Genomic DNA, 24,602 nt, shown 5'->3' with positions numbered 1-24,602 from the left:
CGGCGGACAGCGGCAGCGCGTTGCGCTGGCGCGCTCGCTGGCGCGCCGGCCGCAGGTGCTGCTGCTCGACGAGCCGCTCGCCGCGCTCGACAAGAAGCTGCGCGAGAGCACGCAAGGCGAACTGATGGAGCTGCAACGCCGGCTTGGGATGACCTTTATCATCGTCACCCACGACCAGGAGGAGGCGATGACGATGGCCGGCCGCATCGGCGTGATGGACGCCGGCCGCCTGGTGCAGGTCGCCACCCCGCGAAATCTCTACGAGGCGCCGGCCTCGCGCTGGATCGCCGAGTTCGTCGGCGACATCAACCTGTTTAGCGGCCAGGTCGCCGCGCGCGAGAATGGACGTCTGACGGTCTCGACCGCGGAAGCCGGGACGCTCGCGGTCAGCGAGCTGTGGCCGCCGGTGACCAAGCAAGCCGTCAGCGTCGCGATCCGGCCGGAGAAGGTGAAGCTGTCGCGCCGCGCGCCGGCCTCGGATGAAGGTGGCTCGCATGCGATCAACCGGCTGGAGGGCGTCGTCAGTGACGTCAACTATCTCGGTGGCGTCACCAGCTATCGGGTGAGGCTGGAGACCGGCGCCGTGGTGCGCGCGTCGATGGCCAACACCGCGCGGCTCGATGTCGACGCCTATCTCGCCGGCCAGCGCGTGGTGGCGTGGTTCACCGCCGATGATTGCCTGGTGCTGGAGCAATGAGCGCGCGCCGCATCTTTGCCCGGCCGGCGCGGCTTGCCGCGATCGCGCCTTATCTCTGGATGGTGCTGTTCTTCCTGGTGCCGTTCGGCTTCGTGCTGAAGATCAGCCTGTCGCAGACCGCGATCGCGCAGCCGCCCTATACGCCGGTGTTCGATGTCACCGCCGGCCGCGCGGCATTGGCCGCAGCGTTCGCGCAATTGTCGTTCGACAATTTCCGGCTGCTGGTCCAGGACAATCTCTACATCCTGTCCTATCTGCGCAGCCTCGCCGTGGCGGTGAGCTCGACGCTGATCCTGCTGTTGATCGGCTACCCGATCGCCTATGGCATGGCGCGGCTGCCGCAACGCTGGCAGGGCGTCGCGATGATGCTGGTGATCGTGCCGTTCTGGACCTCGTTCCTGATCCGGATCTATGCCTGGATCAACATTTTGCAGCATGACGGCCTGCTCAACCAGGTTCTCCTCACGCTGCACATTGTCTCCGCGCCGGTGGTCTGGCTGTCGACCGACAGCGCGATGTATCTCGGTATCGTCTATTCCTACCTGCCGTTCATGATCCTGCCGCTCTATGCGACGCTCTCGAAGCTGGATGCCTCGCTGCTGGAGGCAGCCGGCGATCTCGGCGCCTCGCCGTTGCAGGCGTTCTGGCTGGTGACGTTCCCGCTGTCGCTGCCCGGCGTCGGCGCCGGCGCGCTGCTCTGCTTCATCCCGATCGTGGGCGAATTCGTGATTCCCGACCTGCTCGCCGGCTCCAACTCGCTGATGATCGGGCAGACGCTGTGGCTCGAGTTCTTCACCAACAAGGACTGGCCGGTGGCGTCCGCCGCTGCGGTCGCGCTGTTGCTGCTGCTGGTGCCGCCGCTCGTGCTTTATGACCGCCTGCAACGGCGCCAACTCGAGGCGGGCCGTTGATGGCGCACACCGTCACCAGGCTCACCCGCTTCAACATGACGTCGCTGGCGTTGGGCTTGGCGTTTCTCTATCTGCCGATCGTGATCCTGGTGATCTACTCGTTCAATGCCTCGCGGCTGGTGACGGTGTGGGGCGGCTGGTCGCTGCGCTGGTACCAGGAGTTCTTCAACGACCACGCCATGCTGGAGGCGGCGTGGATGAGCCTGTCGGTCGGCGCGGTGTCGGCGACCCTGGCGACCCTGCTCGGCACATTGGCGGCGGTCGGGCTGGCACGGGGCGAGCGGTTCCGCGGGCGGGCGCTGTTCTCGGGCATGCTGTATTCGCCGCTTGTGATGCCCGAGGTGATCTCCGGCCTGTCGCTGCTCTTGCTGTTCGTGGCGCTCAATGCGGAGCGCGGCTTCTGGACGGTGACGATCGCCCACACCACGCTGACGATGTGCTTCGTCACCGTCATCGTGCAGTCGCGCCTGTCGACGCTCGACCGCAGCCTGGAGGAAGCCGCGATGGACCTGGGCTGCGATCCGGTGCGCGCGTTCCTGATGGTGACGTTGCCGCTGATCGTGCCGGCGATCATCGCCGGCTGGATGCTCGCCTTCACGCTGTCGCTCGACGACGTCGTGATCGCGAGCTTCACCACCGGGCCCGGCTCGGCGACCTTGCCGATCCGGATCTACTCCGAAGTGCGGCTCGGCGTGAAGCCCGAGATCAACGCGATCTGCACTTTGGTGATCGCGCTGATCGCCGTGATCATCGTGGTCGCCTCGTTCGCCTCCAAAATCTCGAACGCGCGTGGCGAGAGCGCGGCGCCGTTGTAATCTCTTGTTTCGACGCATTTTCCTTGCGGGAAGCATCTCCGTGCAAGGGAGCCACCGGCGGAAGGGAGCCTGCGCAGCGTGCTCACCTCACGTCAGTTGCTAGCGCGGTGAGGCGAGAAGACTTGCGCGCGCCGCTGGACGTCTACTTTTCTCGAAACGCTCAGACCTCACGACTTGACGGCGCCCGCCGTCAGGCCACCCACCATGTAGCGCTTGAAGGCGTAATAGACTGCGGCCGGCGGCAGCGCGTAGATGAAGCCTGTCGTCATCAACAGCTCCCACGGCGAATCGTCGGCGGCGAGGAAGTTGCCGAGCGCGACCGGCAGCGTGATGTCGGTGTCCTTTGACAGCAGTAGGAACGCGTAGAGATATTCGTTCCAGGCGAGCAGGATCGCGTAAGTGCCGACCGCGACCAGCGAGGGCATCATCAAGGGCACATAGACCAGGCGGAACAATTGCAGCGTGGTGGCGCCGTCCATCGTTGCGGCCTCGTCGAGCTCGACCGGCAGCTTGTCGGACGCCTGTTTCAGCACCCAGATCGCGTAGGGCGCGGCGATCGTCACCATCGCCAGGATCAGCGACCAGTGGGTGTTGAGCAGCCCGTAATTGCCCATGGTGCGGTACATCGGCACGGCGAGGAACGCCGCCGGGATGAAATAGGTGAACAGCGCCATGTTCATCACGGCGCGGCCGCCCGGCACGCGCAGCCGCGAGATCGAGAACGCGGCGGCGGTGGCGACGAACAGCGTCAGCGCGCCGACCGCGAGCGCGATCACGGTCGAATTCCAGAACTGGATCCAGAAGTCGCGCAGGAAGTAGTGCTGCTGATGGAACACGATCGAGAAATTGTGCAGCGTCGGATGATCAGGCCACAGCTTGCCGGTGAACGCGTCCTCCTTCGGCGAGATCGCGAACACGAACATGTGGTAGATCGGGATCATGGTCCAGATGAAGACCGGGATGCCGATCAGGAGCAGCTTGGCTTCGGTGCCGACGTCGCGCAGGGTGGGCAGCTTCATCGCGACAACCGTTTCATCATGAAATAGACCAGCGGCAGCACGAACGGCATCGCACAGACGATCGAGGCCATCGCCAGCGACAGCTGGTCGAGCCTGAGATAGCGGATGCCGAGCGTCGACAGCACATGGGTGAGATCGGCGGGGCCGCCGCCGGTGAGCAGGTAGACGCTGTTGAAGTCGCCCAGCGTCCAGATCATCGAGAGCAGCGTGCAGGTGATGTAGAGCGTCTGCATCGACGGCCAGGTGATGTAGCGGAATTTCTGCCACCAATTGGCGCCGTCGACGTCGGAGGCCTCGTAGAGGTCCTGCGAGATGGCGAGCCGTCCGGTCAACAGGATCAGCGTCCAGAACGGCAGCGACTTCCAGATGTGGACGCCGATCGCCATCGCCAGCGCCACCGCCGGATCGTTCAGCCAGTTCGGGCCGTCGTCGCCGGTGAACTTGAAGATCAACTGGTTGATCACGCCCCATTCGGGATTGAGCATGAAGCGCACCGAGAGGATGGTCGGGATCGACGGCACCGCCCAGGGCAGGATGAAGATGACGGACAGCCACCTGATCCAGGCGCGCTGCTGGGCGAAGAAGCCGGACAGGAACAGCGCGATCAGCATCTTGATGTTGATGCCGATCACCAGGAAGATCAGCGTGTTGACCGCGGCGCGCGCGAAGATCGGGTCGTGATAGAGCGCGACATAGTTCGACGGCTGGCGCGCCAGCCACAGGCCGTAGCAGACCGGATAGACCACGAAGGCGAGGAACACGAGCAGGTAGGGCACGAGCAGCGCGATGCCCCAGACCTGCGGCGGCGACAACCGCGCCGACAGCGGCGGCGAGGGGGCATCGGATGCGGAGAGCGTGATCGCCATGATGCGCCTACTCTTGAAACGAGATGCCGGCCACGGTTACGACGTCGTCCCGGCGAAGGCCGGGACCCATAACCACAGGGCCCAGCCGCTGCGCGAAAGCCGTCGACGAGCCTACTCCAAGACGACCGCCGCGGCGTATGGGTCCCGGCCTTCGCCGGGACGACGCGGAGCAAGTCTCGGCAGAGGCGGCCATCGCTTACGTCACCCCGCAACCTGCTTGATGCGGGCGATCAGTTCGTCGACGGCCTTATCCACCGGCACCTTCTCGCTGACCACCCGGTTCATGGCCTTGGCCCAGACGTTCTCGTTGTTCAGGATGGTGAACTTCCAGTTCTTGGTGAAGTCGAACGGCGCGGTGCCGCCGGTGAACTGGTTCCAGACCGCCTTGCGATGCCGGTCCGCTTGCCAGAACGGGCTGGCCTGGCTCGCCTTGGTCACCGGGAACCAGCGGCCGAGCGCACCCTCGACATAGGGCCGCACATTGTCCTCCTGCATCAGGAAGGCGATGAACTGCTTGCCCTCCGCCTTGTTCTTGGCGTTGGCGAAGATCAGCCCGGTCTTGACGTCGGAGCGGTACTTGATGGTCGAGCCGTCCGGCGCCTTCGGGAACGACGCGGTGATGATGTCGTGCTCATAGGCCTGCTTGCCGGCGGCGCGCTGCGCGTCGGTCAGCGCCGGGTTGGTCGAATCCTCGAACCACTTCGCCGCGATCGAGATCGTGAAATTATGCGTCATCACGATCGTCTTGTTGTGGAAGGCGACGTTGTTGTCGGGGTCCTTCCAGGTGGTGGACGAGGGCGGCGTGCAGCCCTTGATGTAGGTGTCGGTGTAATCCTTCAGCGCATGGATCAGGCCGTCGCGCACCTTGGGATCGTCGACCAAAAGCTTGCCGTCGTCGTCGACCAGCTTGACGTGATAGGCATCCATGAAGGTGTAGAACGACTGGAACGAGTCGGTGGATTCCACGCCCATCGGTTGGCCGACGCCGTAGATGCGCTGGCCGGTCGCCTTGCGGATCGCCGGCTGCACCTTGTCGCACCAGAACGACCAGTAGTCCTCCCACTTGTTCGGGATGTCGGCGGCCTTGAAGCCGGCCTTCTCCAGCATGTCGCCCCAGATCTGGACGTGCATGCTCTGCTGCTTCAGCGGAAAGCCGTAATAGGACTTCTTCTTGGCGACGTCGTTGTAGAGCAGGACTGCTTCCAGCGTGTTCGGCGCGAACGCGTCCTTCATCGGCAGCATGATGTCGGAGAGGTCTTCGAGCTTGCCCTCGAAGGCCCATTTGCCCTGGGCCTGCACGTCGTAAGTGTCGGAATAGGCGACGTCGGGCACGGTGCCGGAATCGAGCGCAGCGACGGTCTTCGGGATCATGTCCTGGATCGCATATTGCGACAGTTCGACCTTGATGCCGGTCTTGGCTTCGAATTTCTTGATCGTGTCGAGCAGCGCGTCGTCTTCGGATTTGTAAAATCCCTTGCCCCACCAGACGGTGATCGTCTTGCTCTGGGCGAGAGCGGGTGCCGTTGCGGCGAACAGGCCGACCGCGGCGACCGCAAGTGATAGCGCACCGATAACCTTGGATTTCACGTTGTTCTCCCCTCTTGGCGCCGGCTTATTTTTTAACCGGTTGGGTAAAACACTAGCGCATGGCCGTGACCTGATAAAGGTGTCGCGTCGACGACTTCTGTAGGGGTTCGCGGCGCGTGCGCGGATCAGTCCCGGCGCATCGATGCGGAACGTGAATGGATCGGATCAATGCGACCTTGGTCAGTTCGATTTGGCGTTCTCGGCCGCTGTCGCCGCTCCGCTGCCGGGTGGTGCTGCGGTCGCGGCATCGGACGCCGGTTGCCGCGCGCCGCCGCCGGTGAAGCGCTCGATCACCGAGCGCACCGCGTCGCGCGTCTTGCGATCCTTCACCGCATCGAGCAGCGGAGCCGACGCCGGCGAGCGGCGGATCAGGCTCTCCGGATCGGGGAAGATCAGCGGATCGTCCCACGGGCCCTGGATCACGAACGGCAGGTCGAACGCGTTGCCGCCGGCGGATGCCGAGGTCAGGCTGGCGACGCCCTTGAGGTCGTATTCGCGCGACGGCACCGAGGCGGTGCCGGTCAGCGTGATCTTCGCCGCCGGGCTTTCGACGTGGATGTCGTCGGCGGTGGCAACGCCGTCGGCGAACTTCACCGAGATGCTGAGATTGTCATAGGGCGTCGAGCCGGAGCGGAAATTGCCGCCGCCGGACAGCGGCCGCTTCTCCAGCCGCCGCAGCAGCTGCTCGACATTGAAGCCGGCGATCGCGCCGTCGTGCCCGGTCAGCGTGGCGGTGCCGTCGAGCGACGACGCGAGCCCGAACGGGCTCGAGCCGGAGGCGGTCAGCGAGACGTTGAGGTTGCCGCGGCCGGACAGCTTGTTGATGCCGAACAATTCGCTGGCGCAAGCCTGCAAATCGACATCGGTGAACTGGAATTGCGCCCTGACGTCGGCCACCGCATCGGAGCGCGCGATCGCGAACGAACCCCTGGCGATGCCGCCATACATCTGCGCCTCGCCGACGCTGAGCGCGAGCGCACCGCCGCGCAGATTGGCGCCGAACGCGGTGCGGCCGAGCCTGGACGGGCCGACCGTCACCTTGGCGGCCGACAGCCGCATGTCGAGATCGGTCGACGACAGCGAGGACAGATCGAACAGCTGCCTGTTCCAGTCGCGCTGGCCGCTGGCCAGCAGGCGGAAGGTCGAGATGTAGGGCGTGAAATCGAGATTGCCGGCGGCAAGCGTCGCTTGCAGCGTCTGCCGGCCGTTATTGGCGTAAGTCATCACGCCCTCGGCGACATTGCCGTCGAGCTCGACATTGACATTGGTGAGGGCGACCGAGCCGCCGACCACATTGGCGCGGGCCTTCATCGCGAAGCGGCCGAAGCCGCCACCGCCGCCGGGTGGAGCCTGTCCCATCCAGCGCAACGCGTTGCGCAGCGACGGGCTATCCATGGTGGCGGTGCCTTCCATCATCAGGCTGGTGCGGTTGGCCACGGTTCCGTCGAACGCAACCTTCAGCGGCGCGCTGGCGAGCCGTGCCTTGAGGCCGGAACGGTCGCCCGACAGCAGCGCGACGAAATCGCTGGCGCTGATCGAGCCGTCGACGCGCTCGCCGCGCCAGTCGAACTGGCCGGTTGCGGCAAATGAACGCGAGATCGATGGCCAGGCCAGCGACAGATCGATGTCGCCGAGCTTTTCGGAGACGTGGTTGGCGCCGTCCTCGTAATTCAGCTCGCCGTCCTGGATCCGGATTTCCGAGAACGACACCTGGTTCTCGGCCCCCGGCGTCATCGCCTTGGCGATGGTCTCGACGAACGGTGTCCAGTTGCTCTCGCCGGCGGCGTCGCGGACCACATGGATATGCGGGCGCAGCATCATGACGTCGGCGATCTCGAACCGCCGCAGCAACAGTGGCAGCAGGCGCAGATTGGCGGTCAGCACATCGACTTGCAGCGCCGGATCGATGGTATCGGCGCCCTTCAGCCCGACATTGTGGAAGGAGACGTAGCTGCCCGGAAACACCGAGACATCGATCGGGCCGTTGACGACGAGCTCGAGCCCGGTCACGGCGCGGATCTGCGCCTCCACCGCGCTCTGCAACGCGTCCCGGTTGAGGAACCACGACGTTCCGACCAGGCCGATGAGCACCAGGCCGAAAAGCGCCGCGATCGGCATCCCCAGGCGCTTAATTCCTTGGGCCATCGTCAATGACATGTCCGGGTCGGGTTGAGGTTTGTCGGGTCGTCGTCGAACACAGCGGGTTCTCGCCGGAAGCCCCTGCCAACCCACGCAACTTGAAGGGTTTTCTTGACGCTTTCAAGGCCATGTTGCCGCCGCGGGCCGCCGCCCGTCGTCGCACGGGGCCGTGATTGACGCATTGCGAAGATTTCGCCTAATAATCCGCTTTGCCACAGCCGTTCCGCGCCCTCCATCAGGTATTTGCTGCATGAACAAAGTTTATCCCGACGCCAAATCGGCACTCGATGGTCTCCTCAAGGACAACATCATGATCATGTCGGGCGGCTTCGGCCTCTGCGGCATCGCCGAGACCCTGTCGGACGCGATCCGCGATTCCGGCGTCAAGGGCCTGACGGTGGTGTCCAACAATGCCGGCGTCGACGGCATCGGCCTCAGCCGGCTCTTGGAGACGCGCCAGATCAAGAAGATGATCTCGTCCTATGTCGGCGAGAACAAGCTGTTCGCCCAGCAATATCTCGCCGGCGAACTCGAGCTCGAGTTCAACCCGCAGGGCACGCTGGCCGAGCGCATCCGCGCCGGCGGCGCCGGCATTCCGGCCTTCTACACAAAAACGGGCGTCGGCACGCTGATCGCCGAAGGCAAGGAAGTGAAGGAGTTCGACGGCGAGAAGTACATCATGGAGCGCGGCCTGTTCGCCGACGTCGCCATCGTCCACGCCTGGAAGGGCGACACCGCCGGCAATCTGGTCTACCGCAAGACCGCGCGCAACTTTAACCCGATGATGGCGACCGCTGCGAAGGTCACCGTCGCCGAGGTCGAGCACCTGGTGCCGGCCGGCGAGATCGACCCGGACCACATTCACACCCCCGGCATCTTCGTCAAACGCATCATCGAGGTCGGCACGGCCAAGAAGCGGATCGAGTTCCGCAACACCCGTCCGCGGCCCGCCGCTTAAAACCCTTTTTCTTCAGGAGAGCCTCATGGCCTGGACCCGTGAACAGATGGCCGCCCGCGCTGCCAAGGAATTGCGCGACGGTTATTACGTCAATCTCGGCATCGGCATCCCGACGCTGGTTTCGAACTACATCCCCGACGGCGTCGACGTGAACTTGCAGAGCGAGAACGGCATGCTCGGCATGGGCCCGTTCCCCTATGAGGACGAGGTCGATGCCGATCTCATCAACGCCGGCAAGCAGACCGTGAGCGAGCTGCCCTCGACCAGCTATTTCTCCTCGGCCGAGTCCTTCGGCATGGTGCGCGGCGGCCATATCGATCTGTCGATTCTCGGCGCCATGCAGGTGGCGCAGAACGGCGACCTCGCCAACTGGATGATCCCCGGCAAGATGGTGAAGGGCATGGGCGGCGCCATGGACCTCGTCGCCGGCGTCAAGCGCGTCGTCGTCGTGATGGAACATTCGGCGAAGGACGGGCCGAAGCTGCTCAAGCAGTGCAATTTGCCGCTGACCGGCGAGCGCGTGGTCGACATGGTCGTGACCGACCTTGCGGTGTTCACCATCGACAAGCACGGCAAGGACGGCATGGCGTTGATCGAGCTCGCCGACGGCGTCACGCTCGACGAGGTCAAGGCCAAGACCGAGGCGGAATTCCGCGTCGCGCTGAAGAACACCTGACATGACCGGCGCGGGACGATCCTCGATCCGTCCCGCCCGCTCCAACGATGCGGCCTTCATCGCCCGCATCGTGCTGGCCGCGCAGCGCGGCCCAATGCCACGCGGCTGGTTCGACATCGCGCTCGACCGTCCGGAGGACGAATGCCTGGCATTCATGACGCGGCTCGCCGTTGCGCGGGTGCGGTCATGGTACCACGTGGCCCACTTCCTGATCGCCGAAGTCGACGGCCAGCCTGCCGCCGCGTTGTGCGCGATGCCGGCATCCGGAACGGTGGTTGCCGCGCGCGCGGCGATCGAGGAGGTCGCGGCGGAGACCGGCACGGATGCAGAGAGTATCCTTGCGCGCGGCGGCTACGCCCGCAATTGCTGGGTTCAGGGCGGCGAGGGCGACTGGCTGATCGAGCATGTCGCCCGGCAAGCCTCGCAACACGGCCGCGGTCTGGTGCAGGCGCTGATCGGACGCGCACTCGCCGACGGCAAGGCCGCAGGTTTCGCCCGGGCATCGATCTCGTTCCTGATCGGCAACGACGCGGCGGAGCGCTGCTACGCCAAGGCCGGCTTCGCCTTCGCCGAAGAGAAGCGCGATGCCGCATTCGAGGTGCTGACCGGCGCGCCCGGCTTTCGCAGATTTGCGCGCTCGATTTGAGTGGGGCGGCCAACGCGCCACGTCCCAGCCGAGGTTGGTGATGGTGTGGTCCGCTTGTGCCTCATTGGCGCCGTCGTCCCGGCCTGCGCCGCCATCCAATTGTCATGTGCGTGTCGCGTCAGGCCAAACGCGTGTCGCCATAGTCCAAGTGTCCGGAGCCGAGTTGCGCTATCTGGACCCGCTTCAGGCGCCCGGTTGCTTGCACGCCGAAATGGCGTGAGCCCGGCAATCCGGCCGCCCAAATAAAATCCGAAACAGGGGGACGACTGAGGTTGCGCACGGGATGTTTCGACACGCCGTGCCGCCGCAGCCGTCCTTGCTCCCGATTGTCTGCATCATCGAGGACCGATCCGTGATCAAGGTTTTCCGCCGTTCGTTCGTTGCCGGCCTGCTGTCGCTTGGCCTGGCGTTGCTGTCCCCTCATGGCGCGCAAGCGCAGGGGCAAGCTCAAGCTCAAGGGGCCGACACCATCCTCGTGCTCGACGCCTCCGGCTCGATGTGGGGCCTGGTCGACGGCCAGAGCAAGATCTCCGCAGCCAGGCAGGCGGTCGATGCCATCCTGTCGAAATGGAATCCCGCCGATCGTCTCGGCGTGATGGTCTACGGCCATCGCTCGAAGGGCGACTGCAAGGACATCGAGCTGATGGTGCCGGTCAGCAAGTTCGACGCCGCGAAGGTCAAGGCTGCGATCGACGGCATCAACCCGAAGGGCAAGACGCCGATCTCGGATTCGCTGCGTGCCGCCGCCGAGGCGCTGCACTCGACCGAGAACAAGGCCAATGTGATCCTGGTCTCCGACGGCATCGAGACCTGCGCGCCGGATCCGTGCGCGGCCGCCGCCGAACTCAAGAAGGCCGGCATCGGCTTCACCGCCCATGTCATCGGCCTCGACGTCGCCGATCCCGCCGCGAAGAGCCAGCTGCAATGCATCGCGCGCGTCACCGGCGGCGTCTATCTCGATGCCAGCAACGCATCGAGCCTGACCGGCGCGCTGACCAAGGCGGTGGCGGCAACGCAGGGCACCAAGGTCGCGAGCGAGGCGCCGCCGCAGCCGGCCGCCGATCCCTATCTGGGCAAGAACATCCGCGGTGTGGCGCGGCTTGCCGAGGGGCTCGATCCGATCAGCGACGAGGACGTCAACTGGAGCATCTTCAAGCGCGCCGGCGACGAGAAGGGCGCGCATGTCAACACCTTCTACGGTGCGCCGTTCGCCGACAACATCGCACCCGGCGACTACATCGTCGAGGTGACCTACCGGCAGCTCAAGCGCGAGTTTCCGCTCAAGGTCGAGAAGGGCAAGCAGGCTGCGCTCGATGTCATCCTCGATGCCGGCTATGTCACCAGCGAAGGCGCCGTTGCCGGCGGCGCGGGCAAGGTCGACGACGTGATCTGGCGGGTCACCGACAAGGGCGGCAAGGTGATTGCGCAGGAATACGACGCGGTGCCGCGCTTCGTGCTCGCCGCGGGCAGTTACACCCTGACGCTGACCAAGGGCCAGTCCAAGACCAGCAAGCCGTTCACGGTCACCGCCGGCGATTCCAGCAACGTGCAGATGACGATCGATGTCGGCAAGCTGATCGTCACCACCACCTATGCGGAGGGCGGGCCCAAGGTCGAGAAGGACCTCGTGGTCGCGGTCCACCAGCCCGCGAAGCCCGACGGCGACGAGGGCGAGAGGGTCGCGCAGGAATACGATCCGGAATCGAAGTTCGATCTGCCCGGCGGCAGCTACGAGGTGAAGGTGACGGTCGGCGAGGCCAGGGGCACCGCGAGCACTGAGGTGAAGTCCGGCGCGCCGACCCGCGTCACGGTCAATCTCAACGCCGGCGTGGTCGGGATCAAGGCCGAGAGCGCCCAGCAGATCGACATCTACAGCGCCGAGCGCGACCTCAATGACGAGCGCAAGCGCGTCGCGGTGAACTATGAGGCGACCTACAACGTCGCGCTCAACGCCGGCGACTACGTCGCGGTCGCCACCTATGCCGATGGCCAGACGTCAGAGAAGCCATTCTCGATCGCCGCCGGCAAGCGCCAGACGGTGGAGATCAAGCAGCCCTAAGGTGTGGCGCGTCGGCAAGTGTACGTGAGGTGAGCACGCTCTTCGGCTCCCTCCCCCCTTGCGGGGGAGGGTGGGGAGAGGGGTACGCCCCGGGCGAGATGACTGTCGTAGGCTTGGCGTTCGCAATCATGCGCGGGCGTTGAAGTATTGTTGAACGGAGAGCGCTTGCCGTGTGGCCACCCCTCTCCCCAACCCTCCCCCGCAAGGGGGGAGGGAGCCCTTCCCTCAGTGCGTCCCTGACGCGGAACGTCGTATGGCGTATTTCTCACGCCCGCGCAGCGGCGTGAGCGAAGGTTACCTCGATCAGCGTGCCGGTGCGGCCGCCGGTCCTGATCTGGAATTTGGCGCGGTTGGCTTCGACCAGCGCCTTGGTCAGTGACAGGCTGACGCCGCCGGAACCCGCCTGGTCGGAGGGTGTCGGCGCGCGGAACGGCTCCAGCGCGGCGGCGAGCTCGTTGTCGTTGAGGCTCTGCCCGGTGTCGCGCACCCGCAGCATCACCTCGCCGAAATCCGACAGCGCGGTCGAGACGATCACCTGGCCGCCGGCATTGGCGAGATGGATCGAGCTGCCGATCAGGTTCAGCGTGATCTGGCGCAGCGCGCGGGCGTCGGCGACGACAGGCGGCAGCGTGTGCGCGAGCGAGGTGCGGATGATGATGCGCTCGCGGTTGGCCTGCGGCTGCATCACCGCGACGCAGCTCTCCACCATCTCGTTGAGGTTCTGGCTGGTGAAGGCGAGGTCGAGCTTGCCGGTTTCGATCCGCGACAGATCCAGCAGGTCGTTGACGATCGCGATCACCCGCTCGCCGGAGGCGCGGATGTCTTTCATGTATTCGACGTAGCGTTCGTTGCCGAGCGTGCCGAAGCGCTCCGAGATCATCACCTCGGCAAAGCCGATGATGGCGTTGAGCGGCGTGCGCAGCTCGTGGCTGATCCGCGCCAGCATGTCGGTCTTGGCGTTGGCGGCGCGTTCGGCGAGCCGCCGCGCTTCGCGCACTTCGCCCTCGCTCTTCTTGGTCTGCGACAGATCGCGGAACACCGCGAAGAAGTTCGGCCCGTCGGCGCGGGTGCGGCCCATCGTCACCGACAGCGGGATGATGCCGCCCTGGCGGACCCGGCCGAGCGTCTCGCGGCCATGATCGAGCAGGCTCGCCACGCCGGACGATTTCACACTCGCGAGATAGTCGAAGATGCCGTGCTGGCTCTCCGGCGTGAACAAATCGGCGAAATTGTGGGTGATGAAGGCGCCGCCGTCATAGCCGAACAGCGCCTCGGCGCTGCGGTTGCAGGAATGGATGTTGCCCTGGGCATCGAACATGATGATGCCTTCGGCTGCGGTGTCGAGGATCGCGCCAAGTTCTTCTGCGTCGGCGTGGCCGGCTTGCGGCGGCGGTGGCGTGAGCACGGGCTCCGCGACTGCGGCCGGCGCCGGATCGGACAGCGCGGCGGCGACCGCGGTGTCTTCCTCGAGCGTGCGCGAGAAGATCAACGCCAGCGCGGACTCATCGTCCCATGTGATGGTGTGCAGCCGGGCGTCGGCGGATACCGCTTGCGCACCATGCTCCGCGTGCTGGTTTGCCGAGATGGTGACCGGCGTGCCGGTGCCCGAGGTGCTGCTCGCCTGCGAGACGCCGGGCTCGACATAGAGCGCGTCCAGTCCACCGGCGGCCTCCAGCGCGTGCAGGCTGTCGTAGCCCATGCGCGCGAGGAAGGCGTGGTTGGCGTAGAGCAGGCGGTCCAACCGGTAGATCAGGATGCCGACCGGCAGGAGATCGAGCAGCGCACGGTCGCGCCGCGCGTCCGCGCGTGGCGCGGGCTCGGGTTGTATCAGCCAATTGGCCTTTGGCAGGTCGGCCGGCGGCGGCTGTTGCGCGACGGTTTCCTGACGCGGGGCGGTCTCTGCCACTGGCGCCGGTTCTTGCGCTGGCGGCGGTTCGGGCAAGACAGGGGCGTCGGCAACCGGCTCCGCCGCGGTGCGCTGATTGTTTGTCGTGGTGATGCCGGCCTCGCTCTCGAGCCGGGCGGATAATTGGCGGGCGAGTTCGTTGAAGGCGTTGTTCTCGACCGGGGTCAGCGACGGCGGTCTGCTGTCGCCGGCGAGGCGGAACGGCACCACGTTCGGTGGCGGATCAAGACTTATCTCATGCGCTTCCGCTTGCGCTGCTCCCTTGGCTTCTCCTGCGGTTTCCTGGGGCGTGTCCACGGCGTGATCCGGGTCGGCTTGGTGTGATGTCTCTGTGGCTGTCGGCTCGCTCAATTCCTCAGGTGCTGCGGTCGTATCGGGCGGCGGCTCCGCATGCGGCGGAGCCATGTCATGCGGCGCGGCAGGCTCGGGTGGCGTATCGGTGCGCGGTGTGGGCGCGACATCGGCCGACAGCGATCGCGGCGCCACCGCGCCGCTGAAGAACTCATAGCGGCGCAAAGCGGCGAGTCGCGCAAGCCCGTCGAGGTCGCGGCACACACCAAAGCCGCGATAGCCGGCGAAATTCCGGTTGCGATCGAATACCGGCAGGCCGGACAATTCGACCGGCAGCCGGCCGCCGCCGTCGACCGGCCAGTTCAGCGTGACGCCGCTCCATGTGTCATGACTAGCGAATGCCCGCATCACATGGCCTTCGGGGTCGAGGCCAAAACTCTCGGCGATGTCGCTCCACAGCCGGCCGAATCCCGCCGCAGTGTGCAGTCCGATCAGGCGGGTGAACTCGTCGGAGCCGAGCGAGAAGCGCCCCTCATGGTCCATCTGCCACATGAAGCGCAGCGGATGCCGCCGCACCGGCAACGGCTCGTCGAGCCAGGACGGCGACTTCGCCGGCGGCGGCGTTGCCAGCTCCGGCTCGGCGGTCGCCGCGGGCGTATCCGCGTTCGCATAGGGCGAGGGGACGGGATCGGGCGGCGGCGCTGATGGCTCCGGAGCCGGCGCGCTCGCCGTCTGCTGGAGATCGGGTGGAGGCTCGTGCGACAGCGGCTGCACCAGCGTTTCGGCTGGCGCGTCGAGCAGCGCTTCCGACAGCGGCTCCTCGATGGCGGGGTTCTCGCCGGATGTGTGGTGAGGCGTTGTGTCGACGGATGTGGCTTCGATGTGCGGCTGTGGTGTCGGCGCGAGGGGGAGAGCAATGTCCGCGGGCTGTCGGGCCTGCGCTTCGGCAGGCGTTTCGATCAGCGCGTCCGACAGCGGCTCTTCGATGGCGGAAATTTCGTCGGGCGTTTCGTCGCGCGGCGCGGTCTCGACGTGGGCGTGTTCTGCTGTCGCAAGAGTTGGCGGAACGCTCGCAGGTTCGGATTCCATCGCGCTGACGGCCGGCTCGGTTGCGGCGGCTTCCGGTGTCGGATCCAGCGCATCGAACAGCGTGAAGCCGGCCGGTGCTTCACTGATCGGCGCGGGGGTTTCGTGATGCGTGACGGCTGGCTCGACGGCAGGAGGTGCCGGCTCCACGGTTGCCGCTTCTGGCGGCACGGCTGCGTGCACCGGCGCCTCCGTTGCAACGGGCTGCGGCGCGACGGGCTCGGGCATGACCGGCGCTGCCGGTCTGGCCGCGAGATGCGGGGCCGGCCTGATCAGCGCCACCAGCGCGCGATCGGCGCCGTGGCCGATCCGCTGCAACACGACGCGGCCGATCGCGACGTCGGCCGCGGCGCGGCCCTGCGTCAGCGCCTCGTCACGGGCGGCATCGAGACCGGCTTCGCCGAGATCGTGCAGGCCGGGCAGCGACCGCGCCGCCTCGTTGGTTGCGACCAACAATCCGTCGGCGGTGAAGGCGGCGGCGGGACGCGGCAGGCCCTGGATCAACCGTTGCAGGCGCTCGGCGAGCGGCATGACCCGGCCGCCGGCGTTGAGCGTCGAAATCAGGATGCCATGGCTGCCGTCCGGCAGGTCGATGCGCCGGCAGCCACAGGTCGCGAGCACGCCGGCGGCCGCGCCGAACCCACGCAGCCGCTCCAGGCGGATCGCACCGTTGGCGCCGAGGCTGGGACCGAGGCGGGCGACCTGGCGGCGGTGCGGATCGGCCGGACCGAAGACGTGCTTGGCCAGTTCGGCGCCGTTCGCGGCACCAAATACCTGCGCGCCGGCCGGGTTGGCCCAGATGATCCGCGCGCCATCGGCCGACCATAGCCATGCCGGCTGGACGCCTGTCGCATGGTCCGCCAGCCTGACATCGCCGAGCGCCTGGATCTGGAATTCCGCGTCACTCATCGCGCAAGATTTGACCGCATGGGTTTGGCTTTCTTCCTCGCTTCGCCGACGGGACCGGCGGCCACAGGACGACAGCCTTAACAGAAGGTTAGTATCGCAAGCAGGGGCCGGCAGGTCCATGTCCGCGGCGAGGCTGCCCCCGCCAAAGGCTGGATAACGTTAACTTGGCTGAACGATCCACAGCCGTTTGGCGTTGTCAGGGATAACCCGCTGCGACAGCATGATGCGGAACCAAATGGCACCGCGTCACAGCTGCGATCGCAGTATCCCGATATATCCTGCCGTGCGCCCGCCGGGCCAACCGGCGGGCCGATCACCAGGCGAGGGAGAACGACCATGAGCGACAACGGGCGTGACCAATTCGAGATCCCCAAGTTTGAAATCCCCAAGGACATGCGGTCGATGGCGGAGGCGAGCTTCGACCAGGCGCGCAAGGCGTTCGAGCAGTTCGTGACCAATGCGCGGGACACCGCCGGCAAGATCGAGGAGCGCAACGCCACGATGCGCGCCGGCGCCAAGGATCTGTCCGCCAAGGCGCTGTCCTATGCGGAAAAGAACGTGCAGTCCTCGCTGGACTATGCCCAGTCGCTGCTCAAGGCCAAGGACCTCACCGAGGTGATGCGGCTGCACAGCGAGTATGTGCAGGGGCAGATGCGCTCGCTCGCCGAGCAGGCCAGCGAGATGGGCCAGGCCGTCAGCCGCGCCGCGATGGATGCGGTCAAGCCGAAGGCCTGACCGGGCGGCTGGTCCGGCTGCGGCAAGCCCAAAACCAGGTCGGGCGCGGTAACCCCATATTCCGTCATATAAAAAATATGGCATCGCACACGATCTTACGTTGCGTTGCACAAAATTGACATGATATGGGTGTTTATTAGGCGCGCCCGACGAAGGGCAATCCCGTGAATCAAGGCAGCGTGATCCATTTCAACGCTCCCGGCCTGATGGGCTCCGGGACGTCCGCAATGGTCACATCTACTCACCCGTTGCGAAGGATTACACGTATGACCAACCCGTCCGATCCGTTTTCCGCCTCGATCATCCCGTTCGAGGTTCCTGAGCAGGTCCGCGCATTCGCCGAGAAGGGCGTGTTGCAGGCCCGCGACAGCTACGCCAAGTTCAAGGACGCTGCCGAGACCCACAACTCGACCGTCGAGGCCGTTTTCACCTCGATGAACAAGGGGGCCACCGCCTATTCAGCCAAGCTGATCGAGTTCTTCAAGGCCAACACCACCTCCTCGCTCGACTTCGCCCAGGAGCTGTTCAGCGTGAAGTCGCCGACCGAAGCCGTGGAGCTGTGGACGTCGCACGCCCGCAAGCAGTTCGAGACCTTCACCGCGCAGGCCAAGGAACTGGCCGAGCTTGGCCAGAAGGTCGCCAGCGAGACCGCCGAGCCGATCAAGGCCAGCGCCGCGAAGTTCACCCAGCAGCCGGCCGCCTGATCGCGGCTCGCACGAGATAGCCGAAGGGCCCGGGCCTTGGCGGTCCGGGCCTTTTTGCTTTCGACGAGGAAACGGCCGGGTTGGTGTTTTCGCGCCCGGCGGAGCCCGATTCACGCCATCGAAACGCGTTAAGACAAAGCGGCCCTTGGTGCAAAAGCCCGCGTTAAAGCCTTGCAAAAGCGCGGCGTTGCACCTAGTTTCCGCCCGAAATCGCCGCCCCCCTTTACGCGGGGCCGTGCGACAGGATGCAGTTGTAGCTCAGTTGGTTAGAGCGCCTGTCTGTGGAACAGGAGGTCGGTGGTTCGAGCCCACCCAACTGTACCAGCGAAATCAATAATTTAGCTAGTTTACGCGACGAAGCCAACGATCGTTAGCTACCATGTAGCTACCACGGCAGCGCAAACGCAGTCTGGTTCTAGAAGCAGTCATTCGTAGTGACAGACGACAAGGTTCGAGTCCTGTTTGCGACGTCAATCTGTCTATCGTCCGAACGCACAGGAACAGGGGCATCTTGCGCATGGCGATGTCCTCGCCGCCGCTATTGGCCTCAACATGCGTCTTTATTGGAGCCCGAGCGTCGAGAACTACCTTGGCCGGGTAAGCAAAGACCGCATCTCGGAAGAAGTGCGCGAAGGCGTTTCTAAGGAAGCCGCCAGCAATCTCGCCACGCTCAAGAAGCAGGCCATGGCCGAGGAAGCAGCCAAGCGGCTTGCGGGCAAGGGCTGGTTGCCGCCGGTGCGGCGGGCACCGCACGCACCGGAGTCCATGCTGCAAGCGGCCGAATAGGAGCTAAAGCGCTATAAACGCGGCGACGAGGCAACCGCCTCGTCGCCGTCTCTTTTGGAATAGCCCTCGGTGGCAACGGCCAGCAGGTCCTCCAGCACACGCACATGCCACACCCGGCCCAGGTCGGACTCTGCATTGATGCGCCCGGTGTAGATACCGAGAAATTCCCAGACCGTTTGACCGGTGAGCGTACTGGCGATGCGGCCTCCGGCGATAGTGCGATGAGAGCCGACCCGAAAGGCGATCACCGCCGCGCCCGATTGACCAGGACGCGTCCGGCAGTCGATCAGAAACACCGGGTTCTCTTGGGTCACGAGACTAAGCTCCTGCGCCAAGAAACCGGTTGCCCAGATCGGAAAGCGCAGCGACGACGAAAGCCCGAACGGAAACCCAATCACACTCACCGGTTCTGCCGGGCTGATCACCAGCTTCGGGCGATCCAACTCGGTTTTGAGGTAGTAGGGGAAACGCGTCACGTCATCCCCCCACCGCAGATTCAACGCGACCACGTCGGCCTTGTCGCCGAGCACCGGATGCTCGAACCACCACGGCGAGCCGTCGCGATAGAGCGGAAGCGTAATCGGCGTCCACGCGCCGATGCTCTCGTTCCCTTTATGGAAGTAGATCGTGATGGCATCAGGAATGGCACCGTACGCGCTGAGGCATTGGCCCGTATCCTGATGACGGCCCGTCACGTTGTGCCGGGCCGTCACAAAGGCGCAATGGGATTCACGGTCGTTTGCGACGAGAAAGCCCGTTCCGGTCGCCAAGACCATGTCTCCACGCCGCATCTCGATGAAGAGCGATTTCATCGTCGGGATTTCGACGGCGTAGCTCGGTGTGAGCGCCTCGGGTGGCGGAAGCGAAGTCATCGGACTTCTTAAGAAACCGCAGGCGGCGGTGGCCGCAGGGCTTCGCGGAGTTTCGTGAGCGCGGTGGCCGCCGTGCCGGCGGCCGCGAAAAACGACAGGGTACCGAATGACGTGAGGCCATTGGTGAACACCGTGACGACCATCAAGGCAAGGCTCGCCGCCAGCAGCACCGCCGCCACCCATGGGTTCTTTTTCATGTCACGCCATTCGCTGATCAGCATCACGCAAAGCGCACAGGCCATGATCGTGCCGAGAGACACGTAGATCGGATAGCCATACACGGGGTAGCGCAAGCCGAGAAACGCCAGATAACTCGGAATGTAGAGCAAGCATCCGACGTAGAAGATCATAAACGCGGCGAACGGAAGCATGAGGATGAAGGAGAGCACATTGAAGACCGTCGATTCCGACTGTCCAAGTTCGGCGGGCCGAATGTAGTTCGGGGTCGCGGGATCGCGTTCGACAAACATCGCTTCGTCCTTTCTAAGGCCGCGCTCGGCAGGCCAAAATGATCCTGCACATCGATCAGTTCGTCCCGGGTCGGCTTACCGTTCAAGCACGAGCTCCGCATTGCGATAGCGCAGGTGCCGCGCGAAGCGGCCCTTGACGCGCACGACGGGATTGACCGGCACCTGCGTCGAGCGGCCCTCATTATAAGCACGCTGCGCTTCGGTCGGCTCCCAATCGACGCCGAGCTTATCGAGCGCTTGCTGAGCCACGCCCAGAAAACCGTCGGCGCTGCGCAGCACCGGGCGGCCGTTCAGCGTGGAGCGACGCGCGCGACCATACACGCCGTAGCCCAGACGCACGAGACGACCCTCATCGACCATGTGCTTGAGGGCGCGCAGCACCTGTGTCTCACCGCCGAGCTTGGCGAACTCGCGGGTCAAAAATACCTCGTCGCTCGCTTTCCGGGCGATCTGCGCCTCGATGCGAGCGCGCAGCGACTTTCTCTTATATGCGGGTTGCCGCGTCTCCTTGACCGACATGGCTCTTCCTCGTCTGCAAAAACCTGACAGCCATCTTATGCAAAAACCTGACATAAATCAAGCAAAAACGCCGTTAAAACAATCGCTTAAAACGATGATACGTCAGCCTTCTAGATAAGTCCTCCCCGCAATGAGGACAAGGCCAAATGAACCAGGCTTGGCCGTTCTTACCGATGGTCGCCCCTCAAGACCGGTCCGTACGCCAGCGGCTTCAATGGTGGGGATCGCGCCACAGCGCGCGCCGGATTCAAGGCCGCTCGCTTCCGCGCCGGGCCCTTTGGCCCTGGCTTATGCAGCTCCGCGCCGCGCAAGGCGGTGCTGCGCAGCCTTTGAACCCGCCGCTTCTTCGGCACCGCCAGGATGGTGCCGATGGCGAGAGACGTGAGAGACGATGTGCCGAGAAGGAGGCGCGTGCGCGGCGGAGCGCGTTTCCGACATCATAGCTCTCCTGTGTCCCGAATGTGATCCAGCGTGTAGCGCCGCCGGTAGCTGATGAGTCCAGAATCCGCTTTCGTGCCGCGTTGGCCATTCCGCGTCACGGCGCAAGGAACTGCGGAGCGCGGCGAGCGGCACGGCAGCCCCTTGAAAACAAATGCCAAGCAGAAGCGCTGCGGCGGCCCCTATGGCGCGCAGCAGCGGCGGCAGGATGGCCGCGAGAATGCGGCCCACCAGAACCGCCAGCATCATCAGGAGCTGCATCATGCCAAGCATCGCTTGGATGACGAGGCGGATCACCACAAACAGGAGTCCTTCCATAGACATCCATGCGCGCAACCGCATGGCATCTGCCCACTTTTGTCTTTTTGAGAGAACGCATTCATCGGCGCGGTGAGGCGGCGTTTCTTGAAGCCCTTCCGGAAAGCCTTTGCTCGTAGGTGGTTACCGCGGGGTCGTGGATCGACCGGAAATCCGGCCAGCGGTCGGCGTAGTGGGGAATAAGACCCAATAAAGGTGCCGTCGACGACGCCGCCCGTTTTCGGGCCGCGCCAATAGACGAGCTTGGCTCCGCCGAAGCCGACCAGATCATTGACCGTTGATTTCGTTTGCCAAATTCCGAGGTCGTGGAAGCTGTGGGTATGTAGGGCGGTCTCGCTCCGACCATCATTTTTGTCTTGCGAGTCTTCGCCCTACGGTTGTTCCCTTTCTGCCTCCTGCCTCGAAAAGAGCACGCCATGTCCGGGCCGATCGAAAATCCAGAACCACCTCCGCCTCCGCCGGATCTCACGAATCTCGGCCGGCTGCAGGCTCACTTGCAGCCCGATACGCTGGCCGCCGCTCTGCTTGATGCATGGCGCAACGGTCCTCGTGAGCAAGCGAAGACGCGTATGCTGTCGGCCGTTCAAGATCATGCTTCCAATAAACAGAGCCAAGATGAAGCATCGCATCCAACGGATTGATCTCCAGGGCTTCCGCGGTTTCGGTGCAAGCCCCCAATCCTTCACGCTGCCGGCTTCCGTGGTGGCTCTCTGGGGCGGCAACAGCCAGGGCAAAACCAGCCTCGCGGAGGCAATCGAGTTTCTCCTGACTGGCCACATTGCTCGGCGCGAATTGCTGGCCAGCGCCAAAGACGAATTCTCACGCGCCCTCCGTAACGCCCACATTCCCGATACGGTTGCCGTGTTCGTTGAAGCACATCTCGTTTGTCCTGATGGCGTCTGCCGTCGGCTCCGCCGGACGCTGACCGCCGACTACGACGGCAGCACGTCATGCGTCAGCACTCTTGAGATCGACGGCGCGTCCTGCACGGAATCCGATATCGAAACGCGCCTTGGCTTACGCCTTCTTCTTCCGCCTTTGCGAGCGCCGATTCTAGCGCAACACACCCTTGGTTACGTCTTCACGGCATCGCCGACGGACCGCGCCGCTTATTTTCGCGCCGTGCTGGACACGCAAGACCTCGAAGACTTCCGGGCCGCAGTGGCGATGCTTCCTGCCGAAGTTTCGGCGCCCTCAAGTGCGGAAATCAACAACCTATCCGCCTTGGAGAATATCGCCGGGCTGACCGCGGGATTAAAGACGATTCGCAACGCCAAGACGAAGCCGGCCACCGAACGCGCTCTCGCAGGCGCACTACAAGCGATCCTCACCGCGATTGGCGTCTCTGCCAAGGCGAGCTTGAGCGAGTGCATCGATCAGCTTGAATCAGAACTCTCCGCACGGCGCGCCCAGGCGTTTCCGATTGATCTCTTCGGCCGCAAGCCGCTCGCGCCGTGGACCAATCCGACGGCGAACATTCCGGACGCCCTGACCGCGTTTCATCGCGAGAAGGCCGCAACGTCCAGCGAAACGCAACGGCTGGTCGCCCTTTTTGAAAGCGCGCTCTCCATCCCGGCCATCCACACGTGTTCGGAACCAATGGACTGTCCGCTGTGCGGCGCTGCGAGCGCGCTGACGCCGGAGCGTGTAAATTTCCTGCGCGAACAAGTCAACGCCAATGAAGCCTATCAGGCCGCGGAAAAAGCAGCGCTGGCCGCTTTGCGGGCAACCGACGCCGCTTTGTCCGCCTCAAGCACTGCCGCCTTAGCGGCGCTACCGCGGTTCATGACGATCACCGCGGCGGAGCGGCGAAGGCGCGGCTTTACTGTCAAACGCGTAGAAGCCTTGTCCAACGATGCGGAAGGCACGCCCCGCTGGGCTGCAGCCTCGCGTGCGTTTTGGCGCACGGCGAAGCGGTATAGTGATCGCATCGCCGCCCTGCGTATTACGATCGAGGTCGCCGTCAAGAATATCGCGACCTGGGACGACGGCGCCGAACTCCTGCGCGGCCTCGAGGAGGCCGCCAACCATTTTCTCCAACTTGAAACGGCCGCGGCGGCTTACACGGCGGCCATCGATGCCATCAGTGGTGGCGTGAAGTCGGCCGTCGACCAGAGCAGCCATACCAGCGGCTGGGAAGAATTGATTGCCCTCGCGCGCGATCCCACGGGCACGCTTCAGGCGCTCGATGCGCTCCGGCAGCATCACCAAACCGTCAAGGCGCTGGAAAGGGCTCTGCGTGAGATCGACGCTGCCAGCGGTAAGGTCGCCGACGAAAAATTCACCGATCTTAGCGCCGATGTCCTCGCCTGGTGGGAGAGGCTCCGTCCGGGCGAGCCGACCTTCTTCAGCGGGGTACAACGCCGGGGCGCCAAGACGCGACGAACGGTCGACGTCAAAGTGGCGCTCAGTGCCAAGGAGGACCGCAGTGACGTCAAGCTTCGCGACGCCGTTGCCGTCTTCAGCCAATCGCAACTCCACTGTTTAGGTCTATCGCTCTTTCTCGCGCGCGCTATTGATGGCGGGGCGGGCTTCGTCGTGCTCGATGACCCCGTTCTCACCAGCGATGATGATTTCCGTCCGAACTTTGCCTCCTCCGTCATCGAGGCGTTGCTGGATGCCGGCCTGCAAGTCATCGTAATCACACAGGATCATAAGAGCTGGAAGGACATTGGCCATCGCTGGGAACACCGCGGTGCCACTCAGTTCCAGATCGTGCGCGAAAACCCCGTTGCCGGAAGCGAGATCCGGGACCAAGGCGATGCGCTCGCTACCATGCTTGCGCAAGCACGCACTTTCATCAATTCGCAAGACAGCGACCAACGCAAAGAAGGCGCCACGCGGCTACGACGGATTATCGAGCGCTTCTGCAAGGAACTCATCGTCAAATCGCGTCATGCCAATGGCGATGCGATGGCGTCGATCACGGACTATGACGGCAAAGCCTACGGCGATTTCAGCGCCCAGGCGCTCGCACTTCTCACGCAAGATCCCTCCCACAAAGGCAAACTCAACGCCGCCTATGGCTATGTGACGCCCGGCCCGCATGACGACACGCCGCCATCCACGGCCCAACTTAAAGTCGCCGCCGGCGACTTGAACCGACTGAAGAAGGATTATCTGCAATAACATGGGCACACTCCACAGCATCACCACCAATCAGGACGCCATCAAAACATTATTCAGGGTGACGCG

The 24,602-nt window shown here is 64.6% G+C and carries 21 protein-coding genes and 1 tRNA gene; 14 read left to right on the top strand and 8 right to left on the bottom strand.

All coding sequences use genetic code 11. The annotated features are described in order from the left end of the window. The 3 genes from B2W55_RS05160 to B2W55_RS05150 form a co-directional block, all read left to right on the top strand. The coding region (locus tag B2W55_RS05160) for an ABC transporter ATP-binding protein (protein WP_291532185.1) at positions 1 to 697 on the top strand (697 nt) is incomplete at its 5' end. Beyond that, positions 694 to 1,608, top strand: coding sequence for an ABC transporter permease (locus tag B2W55_RS05155; protein ID WP_024583712.1), 915 nt, complete (start codon positions 694 to 696; stop codon positions 1,606 to 1,608). The genes B2W55_RS05160 and B2W55_RS05155, both read left to right, overlap by 4 nt. After that, positions 1,608 to 2,423 (top strand): ABC transporter permease, encoded by an 816-nt coding sequence (locus tag B2W55_RS05150; protein ID WP_024583713.1) that lies wholly within the window; start codon positions 1,608 to 1,610, stop codon positions 2,421 to 2,423. Before B2W55_RS05155 ends, B2W55_RS05150 begins: the two co-directional genes overlap by 1 nt. Before the next feature lie 167 nt (positions 2,424 to 2,590). Here B2W55_RS05150 and B2W55_RS05145 read toward each other — a convergent pair whose 3' ends face one another. From B2W55_RS05145 to B2W55_RS05130, 4 genes are all read right to left on the bottom strand, one after another. Then, complete coding sequence (locus B2W55_RS05145) at positions 2,591 to 3,442, bottom strand: carbohydrate ABC transporter permease (protein ID WP_024583714.1); 852 nt, start codon at positions 3,440 to 3,442, stop codon at positions 2,591 to 2,593. Continuing rightward, entirely contained in the window at positions 3,439 to 4,308 is an 870-nt protein-coding gene (locus tag B2W55_RS05140) for a carbohydrate ABC transporter permease (RefSeq protein ID WP_024583715.1), read from the bottom strand. The genes B2W55_RS05145 and B2W55_RS05140 overlap by 4 nt, the downstream gene beginning before the upstream one ends. 201 nt (positions 4,309 to 4,509) lie before the next feature. Next, positions 4,510 to 5,895 (bottom strand): ABC transporter substrate-binding protein, encoded by a 1,386-nt coding sequence (locus B2W55_RS05135; RefSeq protein WP_024583716.1) that lies wholly within the window; start codon positions 5,893 to 5,895, stop codon positions 4,510 to 4,512. Positions 5,896 to 6,075: 180 nt separating this feature from the next. Continuing rightward, positions 6,076 to 8,040 (bottom strand): AsmA family protein, encoded by a 1,965-nt coding sequence (locus B2W55_RS05130; protein ID WP_024583717.1) that lies wholly within the window; start codon positions 8,038 to 8,040, stop codon positions 6,076 to 6,078. A gap of 244 nt (positions 8,041 to 8,284) precedes the next feature. Here B2W55_RS05130 and B2W55_RS05125 point away from each other — a divergent pair, with 244 nt between their 5' ends. The 4 genes from B2W55_RS05125 to B2W55_RS05110 all read left to right on the top strand — a co-directional run bounded on the left by B2W55_RS05125 (position 8,285) and on the right by B2W55_RS05110 (position 12,373). Next, a complete protein-coding gene (locus B2W55_RS05125; RefSeq protein ID WP_024583718.1) occupies positions 8,285 to 8,992 on the top strand; it encodes a CoA transferase subunit A in 708 nt (235 codons plus the stop codon). Positions 8,993 to 9,017: 25 nt separating this feature from the next. After that, entirely contained in the window at positions 9,018 to 9,668 is a 651-nt protein-coding gene (locus B2W55_RS05120; RefSeq protein ID WP_021078521.1) for a 3-oxoacid CoA-transferase subunit B, read from the top strand. A 1-nt stretch (position 9,669) separates the two neighbouring features. Further along, positions 9,670 to 10,314 (top strand): GNAT family N-acetyltransferase, encoded by a 645-nt coding sequence (locus tag B2W55_RS05115; RefSeq protein WP_024583719.1) that lies wholly within the window; start codon positions 9,670 to 9,672, stop codon positions 10,312 to 10,314. Positions 10,315 to 10,666: 352 nt separating this feature from the next. Next, on the top strand, positions 10,667 to 12,373 hold the full coding sequence (locus tag B2W55_RS05110; protein ID WP_160306638.1) for a vWA domain-containing protein: 1,707 nt from the start codon (positions 10,667 to 10,669) through the stop codon (positions 12,371 to 12,373). A gap of 265 nt (positions 12,374 to 12,638) precedes the next feature. Here the strand turns inward: B2W55_RS05110 and B2W55_RS05105 are convergent, their stop codons facing one another. Continuing rightward, positions 12,639 to 16,565 carry a PAS domain-containing protein gene (locus B2W55_RS05105; RefSeq protein WP_024583721.1) on the bottom strand — a complete coding sequence of 1,309 codons (3,927 nt, stop codon included), beginning with the start codon at positions 16,563 to 16,565 and terminating at the stop codon, positions 12,639 to 12,641. A 336-nt stretch (positions 16,566 to 16,901) separates the two neighbouring features. On the opposite strand from B2W55_RS05105, the gene B2W55_RS05100 reads away from it, so the two are divergent. The 4 genes from B2W55_RS05100 to B2W55_RS05085 all read left to right on the top strand — a co-directional run bounded on the left by B2W55_RS05100 (position 16,902) and on the right by B2W55_RS05085 (position 18,790). Next, positions 16,902 to 17,300 (top strand): phasin family protein, encoded by a 399-nt coding sequence (locus B2W55_RS05100; RefSeq protein WP_024583722.1) that lies wholly within the window; start codon positions 16,902 to 16,904, stop codon positions 17,298 to 17,300. A 266-nt stretch (positions 17,301 to 17,566) separates the two neighbouring features. Next, entirely contained in the window at positions 17,567 to 18,004 is a 438-nt protein-coding gene (locus B2W55_RS05095) for a phasin (RefSeq protein WP_024583723.1), read from the top strand. A 247-nt stretch (positions 18,005 to 18,251) separates the two neighbouring features. Continuing rightward, positions 18,252 to 18,328, top strand: a tRNA-His gene (locus B2W55_RS05090). Positions 18,329 to 18,466: 138 nt separating this feature from the next. Continuing rightward, positions 18,467 to 18,790 carry a hypothetical protein gene (locus tag B2W55_RS05085; protein ID WP_145987120.1) on the top strand — a complete coding sequence of 108 codons (324 nt, stop codon included), beginning with the start codon at positions 18,467 to 18,469 and terminating at the stop codon, positions 18,788 to 18,790. An 11-nt stretch (positions 18,791 to 18,801) separates the two neighbouring features. On the opposite strand, the gene B2W55_RS05080 is transcribed toward B2W55_RS05085, so the two are convergent. The 3 genes from B2W55_RS05080 to B2W55_RS05070 form a co-directional block, all read right to left on the bottom strand. Beyond that, positions 18,802 to 19,662: a trypsin-like serine peptidase gene (locus B2W55_RS05080; RefSeq protein ID WP_024583725.1), complete on the bottom strand. Its 861-nt coding sequence runs from the start codon at positions 19,660 to 19,662 to the stop codon at positions 18,802 to 18,804. 8 nt (positions 19,663 to 19,670) lie between these two features. After that, complete coding sequence (locus B2W55_RS05075) at positions 19,671 to 20,132, bottom strand: hypothetical protein (RefSeq protein WP_024583726.1); 462 nt, start codon at positions 20,130 to 20,132, stop codon at positions 19,671 to 19,673. A gap of 75 nt (positions 20,133 to 20,207) precedes the next feature. Further along, entirely contained in the window at positions 20,208 to 20,651 is a 444-nt protein-coding gene (locus B2W55_RS05070; protein ID WP_024583727.1) for a DUF6088 family protein, read from the bottom strand. Positions 20,652 to 21,143: 492 nt separating this feature from the next. Here B2W55_RS05070 and B2W55_RS05065 point away from each other — a divergent pair, with 492 nt between their 5' ends. From B2W55_RS05065 to B2W55_RS05055, 3 genes are all read left to right on the top strand, one after another. Continuing rightward, positions 21,144 to 21,458 carry a hypothetical protein gene (locus tag B2W55_RS05065; protein WP_145987121.1) on the top strand — a complete coding sequence of 105 codons (315 nt, stop codon included), beginning with the start codon at positions 21,144 to 21,146 and terminating at the stop codon, positions 21,456 to 21,458. Between the two features lie 365 nt (positions 21,459 to 21,823). Continuing rightward, positions 21,824 to 22,048, top strand: coding sequence for a hypothetical protein (locus tag B2W55_RS05060; RefSeq protein ID WP_160306636.1), 225 nt, complete (start codon positions 21,824 to 21,826; stop codon positions 22,046 to 22,048). Continuing rightward, positions 22,023 to 24,536: an AAA family ATPase gene (locus B2W55_RS05055; protein WP_024583730.1), complete on the top strand. Its 2,514-nt coding sequence runs from the start codon at positions 22,023 to 22,025 to the stop codon at positions 24,534 to 24,536. Before B2W55_RS05060 ends, B2W55_RS05055 begins: the two co-directional genes overlap by 26 nt. Positions 24,537 to 24,602 lie beyond the last annotated feature (66 nt).

The organism is Bradyrhizobium sp. UBA2491 (genome assembly GCF_002341725.1).
Classification (GTDB): Bacteria; Pseudomonadota; Alphaproteobacteria; order Rhizobiales; family Xanthobacteraceae; genus Bradyrhizobium.
This window is presented reverse-complemented; position numbering and strand designations above follow the sequence as displayed.